Below are 17885 nucleotides of genomic sequence, written 5' to 3' on the forward strand. Positions count from 1 at the left end.
TGGGGCACGCTACTTCACTTCAGCTTGCAGAATCCGCATATCCCGCTCGCCCACGATGAGCTGAACTGCCGGGAGGCCATCATCGGCCATACCCAACGCCAAATGAGCAAGCTGGATCAGATCGTCTTGGCTGGGGGCAGCTGAATGCCCAGGCGGATGGCTATGCCAATCGCCGATGTAACTCACCATCTTCCCTGTTCGTTTCGCCGCATCCTCAAGCGCCGCCACCTGTCCGACCACACCTCGCTTGAACGAGTGCGCAGTTCCTTGACTGTCGGGAGCCGCAGGCAAGCCCGCAACTACGATCACCGCATCTATGTTGAAATCGTAATAGCCCAGCAAGATACCCCCGGTTTCATTGGGAAATCCTTGGGTACGCAATGCTCTGAGTTGATGCTCGACGCCGTGATCAATGAAGACCCTGAAGTCTCCCAACCACATACATTGCTCTGTAAAAACGGGAACATCGTGAACCGCCACACCACCAAGAACTGGATCACGCTGCCATACTCGAATCAGTGCCTTGTCACCTTCAGCCGCCGCCTGAATCTGCTCGGCCAAGGTACTTGCATGCGCGAGAATTCTGGAATACGGCATCACCACTGAAATGTCACGGCAACCGGCCCCACTCCAAAACGTGCTGCCTTCACCGCTCAGGTGAACCGCTCCCCAAGCCTCTTGAATCAAAGCGCGATAATACTGTGCCTCCAATGTGCGTAAACGACACGTTCGCTCACGGTCCTCCACCAGTAGCACTGCCGCCTCACCATTTGGCGTAACAAAAGCGGACATATGGCGCGCGAAATCATCTCGATCACTGGTAGAGCGAGGATATTCAAGGGTTGTTGATACATCGATCACCAGCTCGGCGGTCGAAAGCGCCTGTGAGGTGGCTTCTTGAGTGAAATCACTCGCGTCAGCATCAATAGCAGTAATCGACGTTGCCCCAGCCACTGCCAGGTCATACAAATTGGCGACAACCTTGGCCTTGGGCTCACCGATTTGCTGCGGGAAGGCCACATGCCGAGACAAGTTGTGCGGCCTGATATGATCCTTGTCGATCACCGTCCAACGCCCCCAGCCGCTGCGCCCCCACAGATTGAGCATCGCACTGCCAAGTGACCCGGCGCCCACCAAAACAGCAACCGGCCCCTGCGCCACTATGCCGGACTGCATTCTGGCGGCTACGCTGCTGTTGCGATACAGCACCTCCATGGGAAGCACTATCTGCTCCTGCCAAGTGTCGCTAGGTTGTGTGTTCATCAAATCCCTGAAGTAGCGGCCCTCATGCATGAACAACGCGCCCGCGGCAACACCCAGCGTCAGCACACCCGCCGGCACCAACAAGGCCCGGCGAGCGATTGACTCTGGCTCTGCTCCCGCAGTTCTGCATACCGGGATGTGCAACAGAATAATGGTCCACTTGTTCTCGGATGAAACAGGTAGCCCCAACTCACCCACCTGCCCTTGCAGCTCAGCCTTCAGCGCAGACAGCAGGTCGGCGTTTCGACGCGATAGCATCTCGGCCAACTGTCCCAATGTGGTGGGTTCACGCTCTACAAACCCATGGACAACCGGTGGCAGTGTTAGCTCGATATGGGCAACAGTGCCACTGCCTTGATGCCCCTCAGGAAGGACATCCAATGAGCACGTGAACCCTTGATCACGACGATCCTGCCCACGAGCGATAGCGAAGCGGTTTTTGGGATCTTGCTGAAGCGCCTGCATATTCCAAGGCAACACCAGCTCGTACTTGGACGCAAAAAACAGTTGTTCTATCGGTTGATCGGCGGCGTGCAACTCGCCTGCCGAGCTTTTCTCAAGCCACCACTGCACACGTCGCAGGAATCCCTGAGGCGTCCACGTTCGGGCGACAGATACAGCTGACTCAAAGTACAAACACAAACTAGCAGGAGCGCCGGGCGGGCCTTGATTCTGATGCATCAGGATCGGAAAGTCTTTGCGCAGCGCCAACACCTCGACCAATCTCTTGGGATCTGCAGGTACACACAATGCGAGACGCTCCCTGTAACGGATACCCACAGTGTTCTTCGGCGCGATACCGTCACATTCGACGTCGACCACAATGCATTCCTCGGCCGTCACGTCATCCACGACGCACTGCAGCAGACGAACTGGCGCGTAGTCCCGATGACGTTTGACAGCATCCAGCAATCGCACCGCACGCGGCAGTTGCAAGGCAGAAGCATCTACTTCTGCGCCGCCACGCAGCTCAAAGTACTCGTCCATTGTTAGCCCGCCCGTGGTGGCGAGGAGGAAGCCACGGCCGTTGCCCCAACGGATGTCGAACGCTTCCAGGTAACGCCCGCGAACGTCACCTCAAAGGTGATCGGCTCAGGCTTGTTGGCATTCGGTTCTTCCATGGTGACCAGAAACTTGCGCCCACGCACTTCTTTCAGGTATCGCTCATACGTATTGCGCGCCTGGATATGAGGGGGTTGGATCTGCTCATACGACTCCTTCATATCTGTCACAGGCTTGCTGCAACTGACGATGTAAGCATCCGGCTTGCCTTGCAGCAGCAAATGCTTCACCAGGGGTTTTGGCTCAGTCTCCCGCTCCCCTTTTTGACCGTCCTCGTTCAAGGCGCGATAACTGCAATGGTGAGGAATATTGAACAAGTTCCAAGCAAGACGATCATCGTTCTTGTGGAAGCGCGTGGTACTGACGACGTCCTCAATCTCTTCCCAGGTCGCATCACCCACTTCTAAATAGTCATAGTGCATGCCGTCTGCTCGAAAACGCACATTGAAGATGAGCGATGCTTGATTGCGGATGATATCGCCGTTTTCACAATGCTTGATAAAGGGCGAATGACAGAAAAATTCAACACCGTCCTCTGCCAACGTGAAACCCGGAACGAGCGTTCCCGCATCTATGAACAAATGATCACGAGCGGTGGCAGCCTCCCCGCGTGCCTTAAGTAGCGGCTCCAGCCAATCAGCCACACCCTGAGGCTTTGAGAAAACCAAGATATCTTTACCTTCCAGTAACCTATGCCGCGCCTCTTGCCGGAGAAGGACGTACTCCTCGCCTTGGTGATCCTTATCAGCCTCCTCAAGCAGCATGGCTGCTGGAACCCACAGCTCGCGAATCTTGATACGCCCCTCACCGTGGTACCTCTTTGCGTGCTGAAGCTCGAAAAAATCAGTGCTACCTTGGATATGGTCCAGGTCAGCATGAGTGAACGCAACGACATCGAAGTAGTCGCGATCAATCTTTTGCAGGTCTTCCTTCAATCGCGCCTTCAAGTCGATCTCGGGTGTATCGGTATCTTCAGCCTTCCCAGTATGGCGAAAGTCAAACAGAACCCTGCGTCCTGCTGAGAGAATAATCTGCGTCGTGTCACCGTTCCCTACTGGGTAAAAGATGACTTGATGTTTATCCGCCATAAAACCTCCGTCATTTGGAAATACGCGCCAAAGGATTTGATCCTAGGCGGAGTGCCACCACTATATGTAGACACCAACACAAACTCAAGACACAACATGTGCCATTTAAATCTTTTTTTAATCGAAACCACCGCCTCCTACGTCCCCCCTAGCCAGCGGAAACCGCGGGCGTGATGGAGTACTCCTTCTTCACCTGCCCAACCGCCGCAGCGGCCCCAGAATTAACCATCGCCGGCCGTACCCACACCGTCCGCTCCTCCAACCGCCGAACATGCCCACGCCGCAGATGCGCGCGCGGCGAAGCATGCTGCCCATCGCCGCTCGAAACACCGGCTGCACGTGGGGCACTGATCTGGAGCACGCGGTAGCTGAAGAGCGGTGGCTTTCCTTTTCCCTTGCGCTTGCGATTGATCAACTTCGGTGCGGCGATCTCTGCCGTGGTGACATTGGCGCAGTTGAGCACCACGCAGGTCTGCAGCAGCATTGACACCTCATCACGCGCATCGGACAGGATTCTGGCGGCCAATTCGTTTGCCGTAGAGTGTTCCAGTACTTCAGCGCAAATCTCCGGCAGCAGCAGGAAGGGTGATACGCGAAACTGGCGCAGTTTGCTGAGTGGCACACCTGCGGCGATGTAGGGTTCGGTCAGTAGCTGATTGGTCAGGCAGGCCTCACCAGGCACGTAGTCACAGACTTCGTTGTCATGGGGCACGAAGGCACCGCCCATTGGCAGATTCCATAACCCGGTAAAATCGTCCCAGTACAGCGGAATGACGATCACCCCGCCGTGCTCTTCCTGTAGGAAGCGCCGGGTATCCGGCAGCCAATTGGCCACTTCCAGGGACATGGTCAAGCACAGAGCGATGCGTTTGGATGAGCGGATGCCACCTTGTCTGTCACCACCTGCTCCGTCCGGCCAGACCCAGGGGGCTTCAAGGGCTACCACTGGATACGGCAGGCGAGCCATGTCGACATGCGCCTGGCGCAGCTCGCTCATGTCAACTAACTCGGCACAGTTGGGCAGCAGGAACTTCACGCTGTCGCGCAGCTGCTTCACTACAAACGTATGGGCGACACGAGTGCAGGGGAGACTCTCGCTCAACAAGGGCAGGCAAACCTCCAGTTGCTCCAGGGCTTGAGTCGAATAGTTCAAGCTGCGGACGTGATCGGTCTTATCCATCATGCGGAACTCCTCAGCGTTGCGTGACGCTGTCAGTAGCTTTTTTCCTGCCGCGCTCTTCCAACAGCGTTCTCGGCAGCACAAACCCCTCAAAGCTGCGCTGGGTGATCGGGTTGTTGGCCTTCTCCGCGCCGATTCGATAACGCATCAACCCATCGGCGACAGAAAAAGTCAGGTCCACACTGGTGTCGGTGCGGCCGTTGAGGTGCCCGCGACTAAGCAGGCGGAACAACGACCACGGCCCGCGATAGCTCAGGCTGGCGGTGTTGCCAGTGCTGTGCACCAAGGTCAGTTGGCTGCCATTGGTGTTGCCCAGACTGTTAGGCCACACCAGCCCCGTGCGTTGCGGCGCGCCGTGCTGGTAGGGGATCAGTTGGCCGTCGACGCTGAGCATGCTGCTCAGGCGGGTGGCGCTCAGGGCCAGGGGTTCGATGGTGAGTTGCACGGCCAGGTGGCCGCGATGGTTGAAGAAGGTGTCGCGGATGCGCTCGACCTTTTTCAGTTGTTCCAGCACGTCGCTGCGCACCAGGTAGCCGCCGAGGCTGTCGGAGTACAGGGCGTCGAGGTTGTCCTTGAGGAATACGTTCAGGTACTGATCGTGGAACTGCTGCAGGCGCCCTTGTGGGCCGAAGAAGGCTTCGAAGTCTTCCAGCGAAGCGTCCTCGCCGCTGGCCTTGAACGGGTAGCGGCCTGCCAGGCGGTCACGGTAGAAGCTGTAGATTTCGCTGTCCCAGCGTTTTTCCAGTTCGCGCAGGGCGGCGATTACCAGAACCTGTGAGGTCTGGTCGGCGAGTTTTTTGACGTGCTGGTTCAGCGGTTCGGGCAGGCCCACGGCGACGCGTTGCAGGTTGGCAATCGGGTCAGCGCCGTCCAGAGAGAAGCGGTTGAGTACGGTTTTCAGCGCCGCCTTGCCGGGGTCGGGGTTGTCGTGCACGGTTTTGGCGTAGTCGTAGACGGCACTGACCGAGCGCAGGGTTTCTTCGTAGTAAGACGGCTGCTCGCCTCGTGCGGTGATCAGCTCTGAAAGACTGGAGAATGCACGCCGAATCCCTGCTGCTTGTTGTTGCCCTTCTGGCACCTTGTCCAGCTTGAGCGGCGCTTGCCCTTCAGCCAAGGGCACGGTCGGGTAGATCACGCTGTTGTCGCGCAGGGTTTCCAGCAACCGTCGTAGCGGTGCGGCCGGGCCAGTGACTTGCTCCAGCACGGCCACGCCGTGACTGAGGTCGTCGAAGTCGGTGACCGCGAACTGATTCAGCGCCCGCCGCCAGCTGTCCACGTAGTCGGCGCTGTACAGGGCGCGAATGCGTTGGGTCAGCACTTTGCGGTCTTCGTCGGAGTAGTCCAGGCGTTGGCGTTCGCCGAGCACCCACTGGTCGATCATCGCCAGTTCGATGATGCCCTCGGTGCCGGGCTCGAAGTAGTCCTTGAAGCCCTTGGCGGTGAGCAGCGGCGGTAACTGCAGGCCGCTGCCCTCTTGATCAGTGTTGAGCGGGCGGTAGACGATATCAAACGCCGGGCCGACCTCATTGCGCAGGTCCAGGGGGCGATGTAAACGCTCCAGGGCGTCCTGTTTCAGGCTCATGTAGACCCGTTCGGCCATGGGCAACTGGCGCAATTGCTGTTGCACCTGGGCGATGCGTTCGCGGTAGTGCGGCAGATCGGCGTCGGCGTATTTCAATGCGTAGCCCAGGTGCCCCATCAGATCGGCCTGCAACTGGCCCTGGCCTGGATAGGCGCGCTGCCATTGCTTGGCGACCCATTCTTCGACGATAGCTGGGCGGCGATTTTGTCGCTCTTCGAGCATGCGGTAGACGCGCAGGGCCGCCAGTTGCTGATTGCTGCCGGCGGGCGCGGTGTTGATGGCATCCAACACTCCGCTGGCAATCGCCGGGAGGAAGCGTTTGGACAGCAGATTCAGGTATGCCTCATCCACGGTGGGGCCAATTGCCCTCCCCTGGTACAACCCCATATCCGACAGCAACGGCCAGGCTTGGCGATAGTCGCCATACACCAGCACCGCATCACGGATCTGGTCCAGGGGCAACAACAGGTTGCGCCCGGTGGGGTCGACCTTGGCGTCGATGTCCCGCTCGCTGAACTCCTGACTCTTGGCCAAGACGTTGGCCGCCTTGTCGCGGTTGATATTGAAGTAAAACTGCCAGGTGCCGATGACGACCAAACAGCCCAAGGAGGCGACGCTGAACCCGGCGATCAGCAACCGCCGCTTGCTGCGGGCCACCTTGATGTTGTCGCCCGCCAAGCCTGCTTCGGGGTAGATCACGCGCTGGAACAGTTGCTGGGCAAAGTAGATCGCCGTGCCGCCAGCGGGTTTGACTTCGGGTGGCGGTGGCGGCAGTTGATAGGCTTGGCCTGCCTCTTTGACGAAGGCGTTGCTCAGGGTGCCCTGCTGCAACACCGAAGAGAAATACAGCCCGCGCACTAACGCCGGGGTGGTGAAACGGTCGCTACCGAGCATTTCGCCGAGGAAGCCGAACAGGGCCGGGCGCAAGCCCGCCATCTGATGCATCAGCGCCTGCAAGCGATCACACTCATCCAATGTGCGCGACTCCCTGGCGCTATTGAAAACCTGCTCGGTCAGGCAGTCGACAAAGGTTTGGTATTGGCGCGTCAGTTCCGCCAGCCAGGCATCGAAATCATCCACCGCATCCAGGCTGAAAGTGAAGCCCAGCAGGTCTTCGCGCCCGCTGCGCGACAGCCGTGCGAAGAATTCTTCGAAGCCTTCCAGCAGGTCGAACTTGCTCAGCGTGATGTACACCGGTAAGCGCGTGCCCAACTGTCGTGTCAGCTCAAACAACCGGGTGCGCAGCAGGTTGGCGTGGGCCTTGCGTTGTTCGGGACGTTGCGCCAGCAAGGCCTGTACATCGATCACCAGCACCACGCCGTTCAATGCTCGACGGCTGCGGTTGCGCGTTAGCCAGTCAAGCAGATGCGACCAAAGGCGCGCGTGGGTGCCCGTGGGCAGCACCGGTTTGATCTTGCCCTGCTGCTCGACGTTTTCAGCGGGTGAATCCGGGTGGCTGAGGAACTCACCTGGTGGATCAATCAACACCGCCTCATCACCGATCCACCAGTCCACCGGATAGGCCAGTTGCTCTTCCTGATGGGCCCTGACCCCAGCCTTGGTCACATGGGACAAGGCGAAGCTCTGGTTGGAACGCGTGATCAGGCTGGTCTTGCCGGCATTTTCCTCACCCAGCACTAGGTACCAAGGCAACTGATAGAGCGAGCGGCGGCGCTCCATGTTGTTCAGCAGGTTGCCCAGGCTCCGATCCAGCGCCCGCTCCTGCGCCTCGATATAAGGCAGGCAAGGATCGGCCTGCACCGCCGCCTCATGCTGGCGTTCAACCTGCAAACGCTGATAACGATTACGCACCCGCCACGCCCAGATCAGCAGCGGCACCACCAGCACCACGACACTGGCCGACACGCGCATCGCCAATTCACCCAGCGGCTGACGCTCGCGCCAGGTCCACTGCGGCCCAAGCCACCAGATGGCGATCAACAAAAACACCACGCCCAACAGCACCAGTACGGGCACTGCCTGATTGAACTGACGCAGCACCGGCAGGCCCCAGCGTTTGAGGTAACCCCAGACCATCCCCATAAATCGCTCCTACTCCTTAACCGCTTTGATCAAATGACTGTCGTCGATGGGTTGCGCCACTTTCCGGTACAGCTCCGGTTCCCACCCCTGCGCCGTGGTCTCGCGCATCAGCCGTGCAACGCTGGCGTACAGGTCGTCCGCCAGCCACGACAGTCCACGCGAGGCCAACAGGTCGGCGGCAATCACCGTGGCGTAGCTGCGCTGGCGCGGAGCATCTTGGGTGGCGTGCAGTTCCTGCAGGCGCAGCAGCACCACTTCCACGCCTTCGCTATTGAGCTGGCTGGCCAGTTCGTCGCGCAGGCCGGCGTATTCCTGCACCGGGCTGCCGGTGGCGTGCGCCTGATCGGCGCCGGTGATCCAGGCCTGGGTTTGCGCATCCACGAACGGCGTACCGTCGCTGAAGCACAACTCCAGCAAGGCCGGCAAACGGCAGACAAACCGCTCGCAGGTCTGGCGAACGGCGGCCGCCACTTCTTCCATCGCCAGCCGCGAGGCGACCTCGGCGGCCAAGTAGCTGCCACGCAGCCAGTACGGCGAGGCGCAGACGCTTTTTTCGATGCGCAGCAGCAGGTTCGGCTCGATGGCGTTGTGGTTCAGCGCGTCCTGATAGCCGTCGACGATATCCTTGGGCACGGCGGTCAATTCGGTGCGACGGTCGCGGGTGATGAGCGGCGCAGTACGCAAATGCGACCACAGGCCGAAGCGTCGTAGTTGGTAGCCGGTGGGGTCATAGGGATCTTGTTGGTTGATCTGCTCGGCCATGTTCAACACGGCGCGGCGTTGTTCACGTTCGTTACTTGGCGCTTGCGGTTTAGGCGGGCTGAAAAAGGCAGCGTCCAGAGCGCCGCTGACAGTAGGCGTACGGGCAGGCGCGTTCACCACGGCCGGCTCGCTGTATTTGTCCAACTGCCGTTTCAACGTGTCCAGCGCTGCGGCGTCGAGCTTGGCGCTGTCGACGCACTGTTGCAGGTTAACCAGCGCCCGTCGCGCCGCTGCTTGGTAAGCCGGTTCAAAACTGCTGCGCTCCAGGGCCGGCAGCACCTGACCCAGATCCTCCAGCAAGCGTTGAACCTGCTTGCGCTTATTCAGGTAACCGGTGGGGCCGGGTTTGGGGTAGGCGTTGTCCCAATACTGTTCGACCATACCCGCAATCAGCCCGAGAGCATCGGCCCAGCGTACCCACTGGCGGGTACGCAACCAGACCACTTGCAAATGGCCGACGATGCGCCAGTGCTTGCACTGGGTCGCCAGGTAATCGCGAGAGGCTTCGTCGATGTAGGGCCAGTCGATATTGCTTTCGCGCAAGCCGCCCAGCTTGACCATCTCCTGGTCGATGGCTTGGTAAGTCTCGTCCTCCACATCGAAATGCCCGGCAGGCTGCTCGGCGTCGATGGGGGTCAACAGCCGCTCGACGATATCGACCGGAACATCAATTACCAGCGACATGCCTGACGCTCCTGTTCGATCAGTTCGCCCAGCCCCTCGGCATCGAATACCAGGCCGTGCAGCCGCGGATAGTCGCTCTCCAGCCGCAGGCGCTGGCCACCGCCCATATTGCGCAACAGGGAAATCGCCTGCAGCCCGCGCCCGGCATCGACCACTAGGCCGGCGTCGTCCAGCACCTGCCATTGATAGGCCGCGGAGACCGGGCGCTCATCCTTGAATAGCTGAATACGAATTTTGTTGGGCTTGGCCGGTTCATCCAGCACCAATTGCAGCCGCGAAATTTTCGACTCGCAGCTGATGGCCAAATGAGGACGGGGCGGTAATGCGCCCAAGGCGGGCGCCGAGATGACCAGCCGGGGTGGCTGAGCGTTGTCCGACGCTGGGAAAGACGATAACAAAAAGCGCTGGTCCTCGGGCGCACGCTTGGCCTCATTGCGATTCACCAGATCGACAATCGGCAGCACCCGACTCAGGGCGCGCGGCGGTGCAGGCGGATGATGGATGGGAGTGCCGGCAGCCAGGTCAAAGAATACCAGGAGTTTGAGTGGGGACACGATCGCCGGGCAATCTTGTGCCATCGGCAGTGCATGTATGTGCGGGGTAACGAGCATCGCACATAAGCCCCCTACCCAACGCCAACGTTGCCATCCTTTGCGCATCAACGCCTCCCCAACATTAATAAATTCAACTTTTACTGTTGAACCAAGGTGAGCGCTCGCCTTCGAACACAGCAACTTGGTATGAACTTATATAAATAACCAACAGGTAAGTTGCAGGCATCAATTTTCTGCAAAAAACTTAAATACCAGACGCACCTCTCAGATAATTAAACCCAATGGCGTATGAATTTTCCTCGCAATAAATAAACATTAAGCATGGATTTTTCTTACATCCTGATACCACAAGACGAATCGGCTTCGTCCGACATGACTTTTTACGAAACATGGGCTTTTAATAGCACCACCTTCAAAAAAGGACTTTTCCCATGTCGAAATCTCAAAGTTCTGTCGCGCCTAAAGAACGCATAAATATCAAGTACGTACCAGCTACTGGCGACCAACAAGCCGAAGTCGAGTTACCGCTGAAGTTATTGGTCACGGGCGACTTCAAAGGCCACGGCGAACTAAGCTCTCTTGAAGATAGACCCTCCATTCGGATAGATAAAGACACTTTCAATGAAGTCCTGACCAAAGCCGACGTGGCCTTGGATATGGCGGTGCCATCCGTATTGAACAACGAGCACGACACAGACTTGAATGTGCAGCTTCAATTCAAAAACATCAATGATTTCGGCCCTGACGCCATTGCCCGCCAAGTCCCCGAACTGAGCAAGTTGCTGGAATTACGTGAAGCGCTGGTCGCGCTCAAGGGACCGATGGGCAACGTACCTGCCTTTCGCAAGCACCTGCAAAACCTGCTGACCGATGAAACCGCCCGTCAACGCCTGGCCAGTGAACTGAATCTGGTGCTTGACGCGCCAAACAACTGATCTCTTTTACATCCATATGGAGTCGCCCTCATGCCTAGGGAAAGTGCCGCCGCCCAAGTGCTGGTCACCGATGAACAGCCGTCCTTGCTCGATCAACTGCTGGCCAACACCACCATCCGCCCCTCCCAGGAAGGCTATGCCGTGGCCCGCCAAGGCGTGGCTGCGTTCATCAGCGAAATCCTGCAAAGCGGTGATCACCAGCAGCCAGTCAATAAGCACCGGGTCGACCAAATGATTGCCGAGATCGACCGCGCGCTGAGCAAGCAGATGGACGTGATCCTGCATCAGCCGCAATTCCAGCAACTGGAATCGGCCTGGCGCGGCCTGAAGCTGCTGGTGGATCGCACGGACTTTCGCGAGAACATCAAGCTGGAAATGCTGCACGTCACCAAAGAGGAACTGCTGGACGACTTCGACAACGCCGGCGACATCACCCGCAGCGGCTTGTACAAGCACGTCTACACCGCCGGCTATGGCCAGTTTGGCGGCGAACCGGTGGGCGCCATCGTCGGCAATTACACCTTTGGCCCCAGCTCGCCGGACATCAAGTTGCTCAGCTATGTGGCCTCCATCGGCGCCATGTCCCATGCACCGTTTGTCTCGGCGGCCGGGCCTGAACTGTTCAACCTGGAAGGCTTCCAGGGTCTGCCCGACCTCAAGGAGGTCAGCGACATTTTCGAAGGCCCGCGCCACACCAAATGGCGCAGCCTGCGCGAATCCGAAGACGCCCGCCACCTGGCCCTGACCCTGCCGCGCTTCTTGCTGCGCCCGCCCTACAGCACCGACGACAATTCAACGCGCAGCTTCGGCTACGACGAAACCGTCGACGGCAATCACGATAACTATCTGTGGGGCAACACCGCGTTCCTGATGGCTTCGCGCATCACCGACAGCTTCGCCCGCTACCGCTGGTGCCCGAACATCATCGGCCCGCAATCCGGCGGCGCGGTGGACGATTTGCCGGTGCATCTGTATGAATCCCTCGGCCAATTGCAGGCCAAGATCCCAACTGAAGTGCTGATCTCCGACCGCAAGGAATTCGAGCTGGCCGAAGCCGGTTTTATCCCGCTGACCATGCGCAAGGACAGTGACAACGCCGCGTTCTTCTCGGCCAACTCGGTACAGAAACCGAAGAACTTCCCCAAGACCCGCGAAGGCCAGGAAGCCCAGACCAATTACAAGCTCGGCACCCAGTTGCCGTACCTGTTTATCGTCAATCGCCTGGCCCACTACATCAAGGTGTTGCAACGCGAACAGATCGGCAGTTGGAAGGAACGCCAGGACCTGGAGCGCGAGCTGAACGACTGGCTCAAACAATACATCGCCGACCAGGAAAACCCTTCGTCCGACGTGCGCAGCCGTCGCCCCTTGCGCGCCGCCAAAGTCGTGGTGCAGGACGTGGACGGCAATCCAGGCTGGTACCAGGTGTCGTTGGCCGTGCGCCCGCACTTCAAGTACATGGGCGCCAACTTCGAGATCTCCCTGGTCGGTCGGCTGGACACCCAGTAAGTGGGCGCCAGCCTGTTCGAACGCCTGGAACCCGACGCACCGCGCTACCGCCCCGGCAGCGCGGATGAACAGGCGCGCCAGCGTGTCGAGGCGATCAAACGCCACTTGGAACAGGTGCTCAACTCACGCCAGGGCTGCTCGCAAAGCAGCCCTGAGCTGGGCCTGCGCGATTTCAACGGCGTCACCCAGGCCAGCAGTGACCTGGTGGTAGCGATCAGCACCGATATCCGGCGTTCGGTGGAGGCGTTTGAACCGCGCATCAAGGTCACGGGCGTGCGCTTTCAGCCCGACCCGGACCTGCCGCTGGAGCTGAACTTTCACTTGGATTGCCAGGTGCAGGTCAACCACAAGGAAGAACAGGTGCAGATCGAGGTGGCCATGCACGGCCGCGACGGCTACACCCGCGTGAGATGAGGATGCAATGGACTTGAAACAACGCTTTGCCGAGGAGCTGCGCTACCTGCGCGAACTCGGCCGCGAGTTTGCCGAGGACAACCCGCAACTGGCGCAGTTTCTCGGTGATCAGGCCGGCGACCCGGACGTGGAGCGGCTGCTGGAGGGCTTTGCCTTCCTCACCGCCAAACTGGGGCTGAAGATCGACGACGATTTGCCGGAGCTGACCCATCCGCTGCTGCAGATGCTCTGGCCCAACTACCTGCGGCCCCTGCCCAGCGCGACCATCATCTGTTTTACACCATTGCCGGATGCGATCAGCCAGCGCCAGGTGATCCCCAAAGGCACGCCGTTGTTTGCCAAACCGGTGGATGGCATCTCCTGCCAGTTTCGTACCTGCACTGACGTCAACCTGTACCCACTGGCCTTGCAGGAAGTCAGCGATGCCCACAGCCGCGAGGCCTCGGTGATGCGCATCGACCTCAAGGTGTTGACCGAGCAACCGCTGACCAGCATGTCCTGCGACCAGCTGGATTTTCATCTGGGTGGGGACAACGCCACCGCCATGACGTTGTACCTGTGGCTCGCCCACTACTTGGACAGCGTCACGTTGCGCATTGATAAGCAAAGCTATCGCCTGCCGGCCAACACTATCGGCTTTCCCGGTTTCACACCCGACGAGGCGCTGCTGCCCTACCCGCGCAATGTGTTCGATGGCTACCGGATCCTGCAGGAGTATTTTGTGTTCCCGCAGCGTTTTCACTTTTTCAGCCTGACCCAACTGGCGCGCGTCTGGCCGCACATCAGTGCCACCAGCCTGCGCTTTGAATTTCAGTTCAGCCGGCCCATGCCGCCTGATATCCGCCTGCGCGCCAATGACCTGCACCTGTACTGCGCGCCGGCGGTCAACCTGTTCCGTCACGACGCCAATCCGATTGCGCTGGACGGGCGCAGCCTGGAACGGCGTATCAGCCCCAGCGGCAACCGTCCCGAAGCCTTTGAAATTTTCAGCGTCGACCAGGTGGCCGGTTGGGATGCCGCCGACAAGGAGCGCAAGGGCGATCCGTTGCGGCGCTTTACCCCGTTCGAGTCGTTCCAGCACGAGATCGAACATGCGCGGGGTCGTACGGCACTGTATTTCCGTACGCATATCGAAGAGTCCCATGGCCGCGAGGGCTTGCGTCATCGCATTGCTTTCGTGCGCGGCGATGAAAGCCTGTACATCGGCGAGCATGAAGCGGCGTCCATCGAATTGACCTGCAGCAACCGAGATTTGCCGCAGTTGCTGGGCGTGGGAGATGTATCGCTGTCCACCGAAGTCACGCCGTCGTTTGCCACCTACACCAACCTGATCGCACCGACCCGAAGCTACCGGCCGGTCCTGGATGCCAGCCTGCACTGGACGCTGATTTCCAACCTGTCGCTGAACTACCTGTCGTTGCTGTCGGCCGAGCCGCTCAAGGCGGTGATCCGCGCCTATGACTTCGCCGCCCTGCACGACCTGCAACAGGCCCGCGCTACCCGCAAGCGCCTCAACGGTATCCAGAATGCCGTGACCACCCCCATCGACTGGCTGATGAAGGGCCAGCCGGTGCGTGGCGTGCAGACCCGTCTGCAACTGGACCAGAACGCCTTCCTCTGCGAGGGCGAGCTGTACCTGTTCGCCAGCGTGCTTTCGCACTTCTTCGCGCTGTACGCGAGCATCAACTCCTTCCACCGCCTGGAAGTGATCAATACCACTAACAACGAGCGCTACGAATGGCCACTGTTGACCGGCAGACAACCCGTGATCTAGCCGATGTGCTGCTGGCCGACGCGCGGAACTACTCGTTTCACCGTCTGCTGGAGCATCTGCACGCTTTGCACGGCGATGATCTGGAGACGCAGCCCTTGAGTGCGGCGACGCGCCGTCGCGTGCGCCTGCAAAGCCATGCGGGGTTGGGCTTTCCGGCCTCCGACGTGGTCGAGGCGGCACGCATTGAAGAGGACCGCGAAGAGGTGCGCTATCGCTTGCAGACCAGCTTCTTTGGCCTGCACGGTACCGACTCGCCCTTGCCCGGTTATTACCTGGACCGCCTGGCCTACGAGCAGGCCCAGGAGCGCGGGATTCGCCCGGCGTTCATGGATTTTTTTAACCATCGCTTGCTGACCCTACTGCACACCAGCTGGCGCAAGTACCGCTACTACATTCGCTTTCAGGCCGAGGCCAGCGATCGCTTTTCACGCTACGTATTTTCCATGGTCGGGCTGAACGACAACGACCTGCGTGGTGCCACGCCGCTGCCATGGGGTCGCCTGCTGAGCTTTGCCGGCTTGATCGCCAGCCGCAGCCGTTCGCCCTCGGTGGTGTCCGGCATCGTCGAACATTGTTTCGACCTGCACGGCGTGCATATCCGTGAATTCGAGGCGCGCTCGGTGAGTTTGGACCAACGCCAGCGCCTGTCACTTGGCAAAGCCAACGGTGTTCTCGGAAGCGATTTCGTGGTGGGCGACCGCAGCAAAACCCGCGCCAGCAAGTTCACCCTCGTCATTCCCAACCTGACCCAGACGCGCTTTCGACAGTTTTTGCCCAGCGGCGATCAGTTCGGACGCTTGCGCCAGTTGATGGATTTTCTGCTGCGCGATGCTACCGCCTACGACCTGGAACTGGGGCTACGCGAAGAAGATGTACCGCCGTTCAACCTGCAACGCGCCAGCGGCACCCACCTGGGCTGGACCAGCTTTATCGAACATCAAGAACACCGTCATCCCGCCGTGGTGCGGATTCGGGGGCGCGCATGAAGCTGACCCTGGTTATCAACAACCCTGCGCAGTTGCTGCACGGCTATTTGCCTCTTCACCGGTTTGGCCCACAGGGCGGCAGCATCGGCAGTGCCGCGGTGGACTGGCGCCTGGAAGATCGCCACAACAGCGTACGCCCCAACCACTGCGATATCCGCGTCATCGAAGGGCGCTTCTGCGTGATCGACCGCAGCGGTAGAACCTACGTCAACGGTCACGACCTGCCGCTTGAGCGCCATGTTGCGATAAGCCTCAACGACGGTGATCGGTTGCAGATTGGTGCGTATCAGGTTGCGGTGCAGTTGGTCGAGCACGCCCCAGGGCAGCATTCGCTCGATGAGCTTCTCGGCGACCACCCTGAAGGCATGCACGTGTGGCACCAGCAAGACCTGCCGAGTCGGCCACAGGTGGATAAGCGAGCTGCCACTTGCCCGGAGTTCGAGCGTCTTTGCCAACCCGTGGATTTGACGGAGCAAGGCGATCCGCTGCGAGCACTGGAAGCAGCGCCGCCTTCAAAAAAGCAGCCGCCTAAAGTTCGCCCAATGGTTCCAAAACGTTCCAGCACTCTGTTCAGCAACCTGCGTCTGGGCACCCTGTTGCTGGCCTGCCTGACCCTCGGCGGCTGCACCATGCTCGGCAAGATCGGCCAGGTGATCTGGACGCCGTCGATCCCGGTCGGCGGCCCCGACGATCAGCCCAGCCGCTACTCCCTGAGCCTGTACGCCAGCGACGACGTCAACCCACGCCTGATCAGCACCGGCACGGCACTGGATGAAGACGCGAGCCGTTCGCCCTACACCCTCAACGTGCAGGCAACCAGCCCACAAGCCCTGACGGACAAGGTGCAAACCCTGCTCAACCACCTTTACGAAAGCGTGCCGGCCCAGTCGCCACTGAACGAGGAGCCAGCCCCCATCGTGCCGATGTCGCCCATCGAAGACGCGCTGTTGGGCGACTACGACGCCCAAGGCGTCAGTCTCACCACGCCATGGGGCAACCCGGCGCTGGCGCATGTCGCCACGCCCATCGCCTTCAAGGTCTTGCAGTTGACCGATGACTCGCTGTTGGTCAACGCCAGCCCACAAGCCATGGCCGACGACCTGAAAAAGACCCTGGGCAGCACCTACATCCGCGCCGACGACTACCTGCTCAACCCCGGCCAATTCAAGTTCATCGACCTGCGCGCCCTGGATGAAGACACCCGCTTTATCGCAGTGATCGCCAACTACCACAGCACTGATGTCGGCCAGTGGAAACAGCGCCTGCGCGTCGAGCCCAAAGGCCGCCAGTACGCCGTACTGGTGCAGTTGGATGCCACCCAGGTCAGCCTCAAGGGAGAAACCCGATGACGCCTTTTTCAGCCGCTTTTGCCCCGAGTAACCACCGATGAGTTCACGCAACCCCGTCATCTGGCATGAAGGTTTGTTCGTCAAACCCCAGCACTTCCAGCAACAGGCCCGCGCCGCCGAAGCCGCCGTGCACCAGCGCCTGCACAGCCTGAACGATGCGCTCTACGGCTTCAGCGAGCTGGCGTTGAACGACGAATACCTGAGCTTCGGCAAAATCACCATTACTCGGGCACGCGGGATCATGCCCGACGGCAGCGTCTTCGACATTCCCCACGACCTGGCACCGCCCTCCCCGCTGGAGATCGCTGACAGCAGCGCGGTCGGCCAGATCGCCTACCTGGCCCTGCCGCTGCGCTCCAACGGCGCCCTCGAAGTGCGCTGGCCCGACCAGTACGGCAACAGCCGCTACATCGCCCGCCGCGAGGAAATCCGCGACACCCACAGCGATGACGGCGATCAGGTCGGCATGGACCTGGCCGTGCCCAACCTGCAACTGATGCTCGAACGCAGCGACCGCAGCGCCTTTACCGGCATTGCCCTAGGCAAAATCAAGGACAAACGCCCGGACGGCAGCCTGGTGATGGACGAGCATTTCTACCCCACCAGCTTGTCCCTGCAAGCGGTGCCGGCGTTGCATCGCTACCTGGGTGAAGTGGCCGGCCTGATGCGTGAACGCGCCAAAAACCTGGCCCAGCGCATC

General features: G+C 59.9%; 13 protein-coding genes. 7 read left to right on the forward strand and 6 right to left on the reverse strand.

Annotated elements, in window-relative coordinates:
* Positions 1-9 precede the first annotated feature (9 nt).
* The 6 genes from Q1V60_RS21825 to Q1V60_RS21850 form a co-directional block, all read right to left on the reverse strand.
* On the reverse strand, positions 10-2250 hold the full coding sequence (locus tag Q1V60_RS21825; RefSeq protein ID WP_300634671.1) for a ThiF family adenylyltransferase: 2241 nt from the start codon (positions 2248-2250) through the stop codon (positions 10-12).
* A 2-nt stretch (positions 2251-2252) separates the two neighbouring features.
* Positions 2253-3413 (reverse strand): hypothetical protein, encoded by a 1161-nt coding sequence (locus Q1V60_RS21830; protein WP_300634674.1) that lies wholly within the window; start codon positions 3411-3413, stop codon positions 2253-2255.
* Between the two features lie 148 nt (positions 3414-3561).
* The gene (locus Q1V60_RS21835) at positions 3562-4596 is read right to left on the reverse strand and encodes a hypothetical protein (RefSeq protein WP_300634676.1); all 1035 of its coding nucleotides are present in this window, start codon (positions 4594-4596) and stop codon (positions 3562-3564) included.
* 10 nt (positions 4597-4606) lie between these two features.
* Positions 4607-8218 carry a type VI secretion system membrane subunit TssM gene (tssM, locus tag Q1V60_RS21840; protein ID WP_300634678.1) on the reverse strand — a complete coding sequence of 1204 codons (3612 nt, stop codon included), beginning with the start codon at positions 8216-8218 and terminating at the stop codon, positions 4607-4609.
* Between the two features lie 9 nt (positions 8219-8227).
* Positions 8228-9664 carry a type VI secretion system protein TssA gene (gene tssA, locus Q1V60_RS21845; RefSeq protein WP_300634682.1) on the reverse strand — a complete coding sequence of 479 codons (1437 nt, stop codon included), beginning with the start codon at positions 9662-9664 and terminating at the stop codon, positions 8228-8230.
* On the reverse strand, positions 9652-10218 hold the full coding sequence (locus Q1V60_RS21850; RefSeq protein ID WP_300634685.1) for a type VI secretion system-associated protein TagO: 567 nt from the start codon (positions 10216-10218) through the stop codon (positions 9652-9654). Before Q1V60_RS21850 ends, tssA begins: the two co-directional genes overlap by 13 nt.
* 431 nt (positions 10219-10649) lie before the next feature.
* Here Q1V60_RS21850 and tssB point away from each other — a divergent pair, with 431 nt between their 5' ends.
* The 7 genes from tssB to tssK all read left to right on the forward strand — a co-directional run.
* Complete coding sequence (tssB, locus tag Q1V60_RS21855; RefSeq protein ID WP_300634687.1) at positions 10650-11153, forward strand: type VI secretion system contractile sheath small subunit; 504 nt, start codon at positions 10650-10652, stop codon at positions 11151-11153.
* Between the two features lie 30 nt (positions 11154-11183).
* Positions 11184-12662: a type VI secretion system contractile sheath large subunit gene (gene tssC / locus Q1V60_RS21860; protein ID WP_300634689.1), complete on the forward strand. Its 1479-nt coding sequence runs from the start codon at positions 11184-11186 to the stop codon at positions 12660-12662.
* Positions 12663-13076 carry a type VI secretion system baseplate subunit TssE gene (gene tssE / locus Q1V60_RS21865; protein WP_124377397.1) on the forward strand — a complete coding sequence of 138 codons (414 nt, stop codon included), beginning with the start codon at positions 12663-12665 and terminating at the stop codon, positions 13074-13076.
* Between the two features lie 7 nt (positions 13077-13083).
* The gene (tssF, locus tag Q1V60_RS21870; RefSeq protein ID WP_300634693.1) at positions 13084-14850 is read left to right on the forward strand and encodes a type VI secretion system baseplate subunit TssF; all 1767 of its coding nucleotides are present in this window, start codon (positions 13084-13086) and stop codon (positions 14848-14850) included.
* Complete coding sequence (gene tssG, locus Q1V60_RS21875; protein WP_300634696.1) at positions 14814-15836, forward strand: type VI secretion system baseplate subunit TssG; 1023 nt, start codon at positions 14814-14816, stop codon at positions 15834-15836. Before tssF ends, tssG begins: the two co-directional genes overlap by 37 nt.
* Positions 15833-17185, forward strand: coding sequence for a type VI secretion system lipoprotein TssJ (tssJ, locus tag Q1V60_RS21880; RefSeq protein WP_300634699.1), 1353 nt, complete (start codon positions 15833-15835; stop codon positions 17183-17185). Before tssG ends, tssJ begins: the two co-directional genes overlap by 4 nt.
* A gap of 37 nt (positions 17186-17222) precedes the next feature.
* Positions 17223-17885 (forward strand): type VI secretion system baseplate subunit TssK (tssK, locus tag Q1V60_RS21885; protein ID WP_300634702.1); only part of this gene is annotated, 663 nt, incomplete at its 3' end.

This window comes from Pseudomonas sp. (assembly GCF_030147005.1).
In the GTDB taxonomy this organism is placed as follows: domain Bacteria; phylum Pseudomonadota; class Gammaproteobacteria; order Pseudomonadales; family Pseudomonadaceae; genus Aquipseudomonas.

What these genes read in the sequence shown, in the direction of transcription:
- Q1V60_RS21825 (WP_300634671.1), bottom strand. Translation starts at nt 2,250, where the DNA reads ATGGACGAGTACTTTGAGCTGCGTGGCGGCGCAGAAGTAGATGCTTCT.
- Q1V60_RS21830 (WP_300634674.1), bottom strand. Translation starts at nt 3,413, where the DNA reads ATGGCGGATAAACATCAAGTCATCTTTTACCCAGTAGGGAACGGTGAC.
- Q1V60_RS21835 (WP_300634676.1), bottom strand. Translation starts at nt 4,596, where the DNA reads ATGATGGATAAGACCGATCACGTCCGCAGCTTGAACTATTCGACTCAA.
- tssM (WP_300634678.1), bottom strand. Translation starts at nt 8,218, where the DNA reads ATGGGGATGGTCTGGGGTTACCTCAAACGCTGGGGCCTGCCGGTGCTG.
- tssA (WP_300634682.1), bottom strand. Translation starts at nt 9,664, where the DNA reads ATGTCGCTGGTAATTGATGTTCCGGTCGATATCGTCGAGCGGCTGTTG.
- tssB (WP_300634687.1), top strand. Translation starts at nt 10,650, where the DNA reads ATGTCGAAATCTCAAAGTTCTGTCGCGCCTAAAGAACGCATAAATATC.
- tssC (WP_300634689.1), top strand. Translation starts at nt 11,184, where the DNA reads ATGCCTAGGGAAAGTGCCGCCGCCCAAGTGCTGGTCACCGATGAACAG.
- tssF (WP_300634693.1), top strand. Translation starts at nt 13,084, where the DNA reads ATGGACTTGAAACAACGCTTTGCCGAGGAGCTGCGCTACCTGCGCGAA.
- tssG (WP_300634696.1), top strand. Translation starts at nt 14,814, where the DNA reads ATGGCCACTGTTGACCGGCAGACAACCCGTGATCTAGCCGATGTGCTG.
- tssJ (WP_300634699.1), top strand. Translation starts at nt 15,833, where the DNA reads ATGAAGCTGACCCTGGTTATCAACAACCCTGCGCAGTTGCTGCACGGC.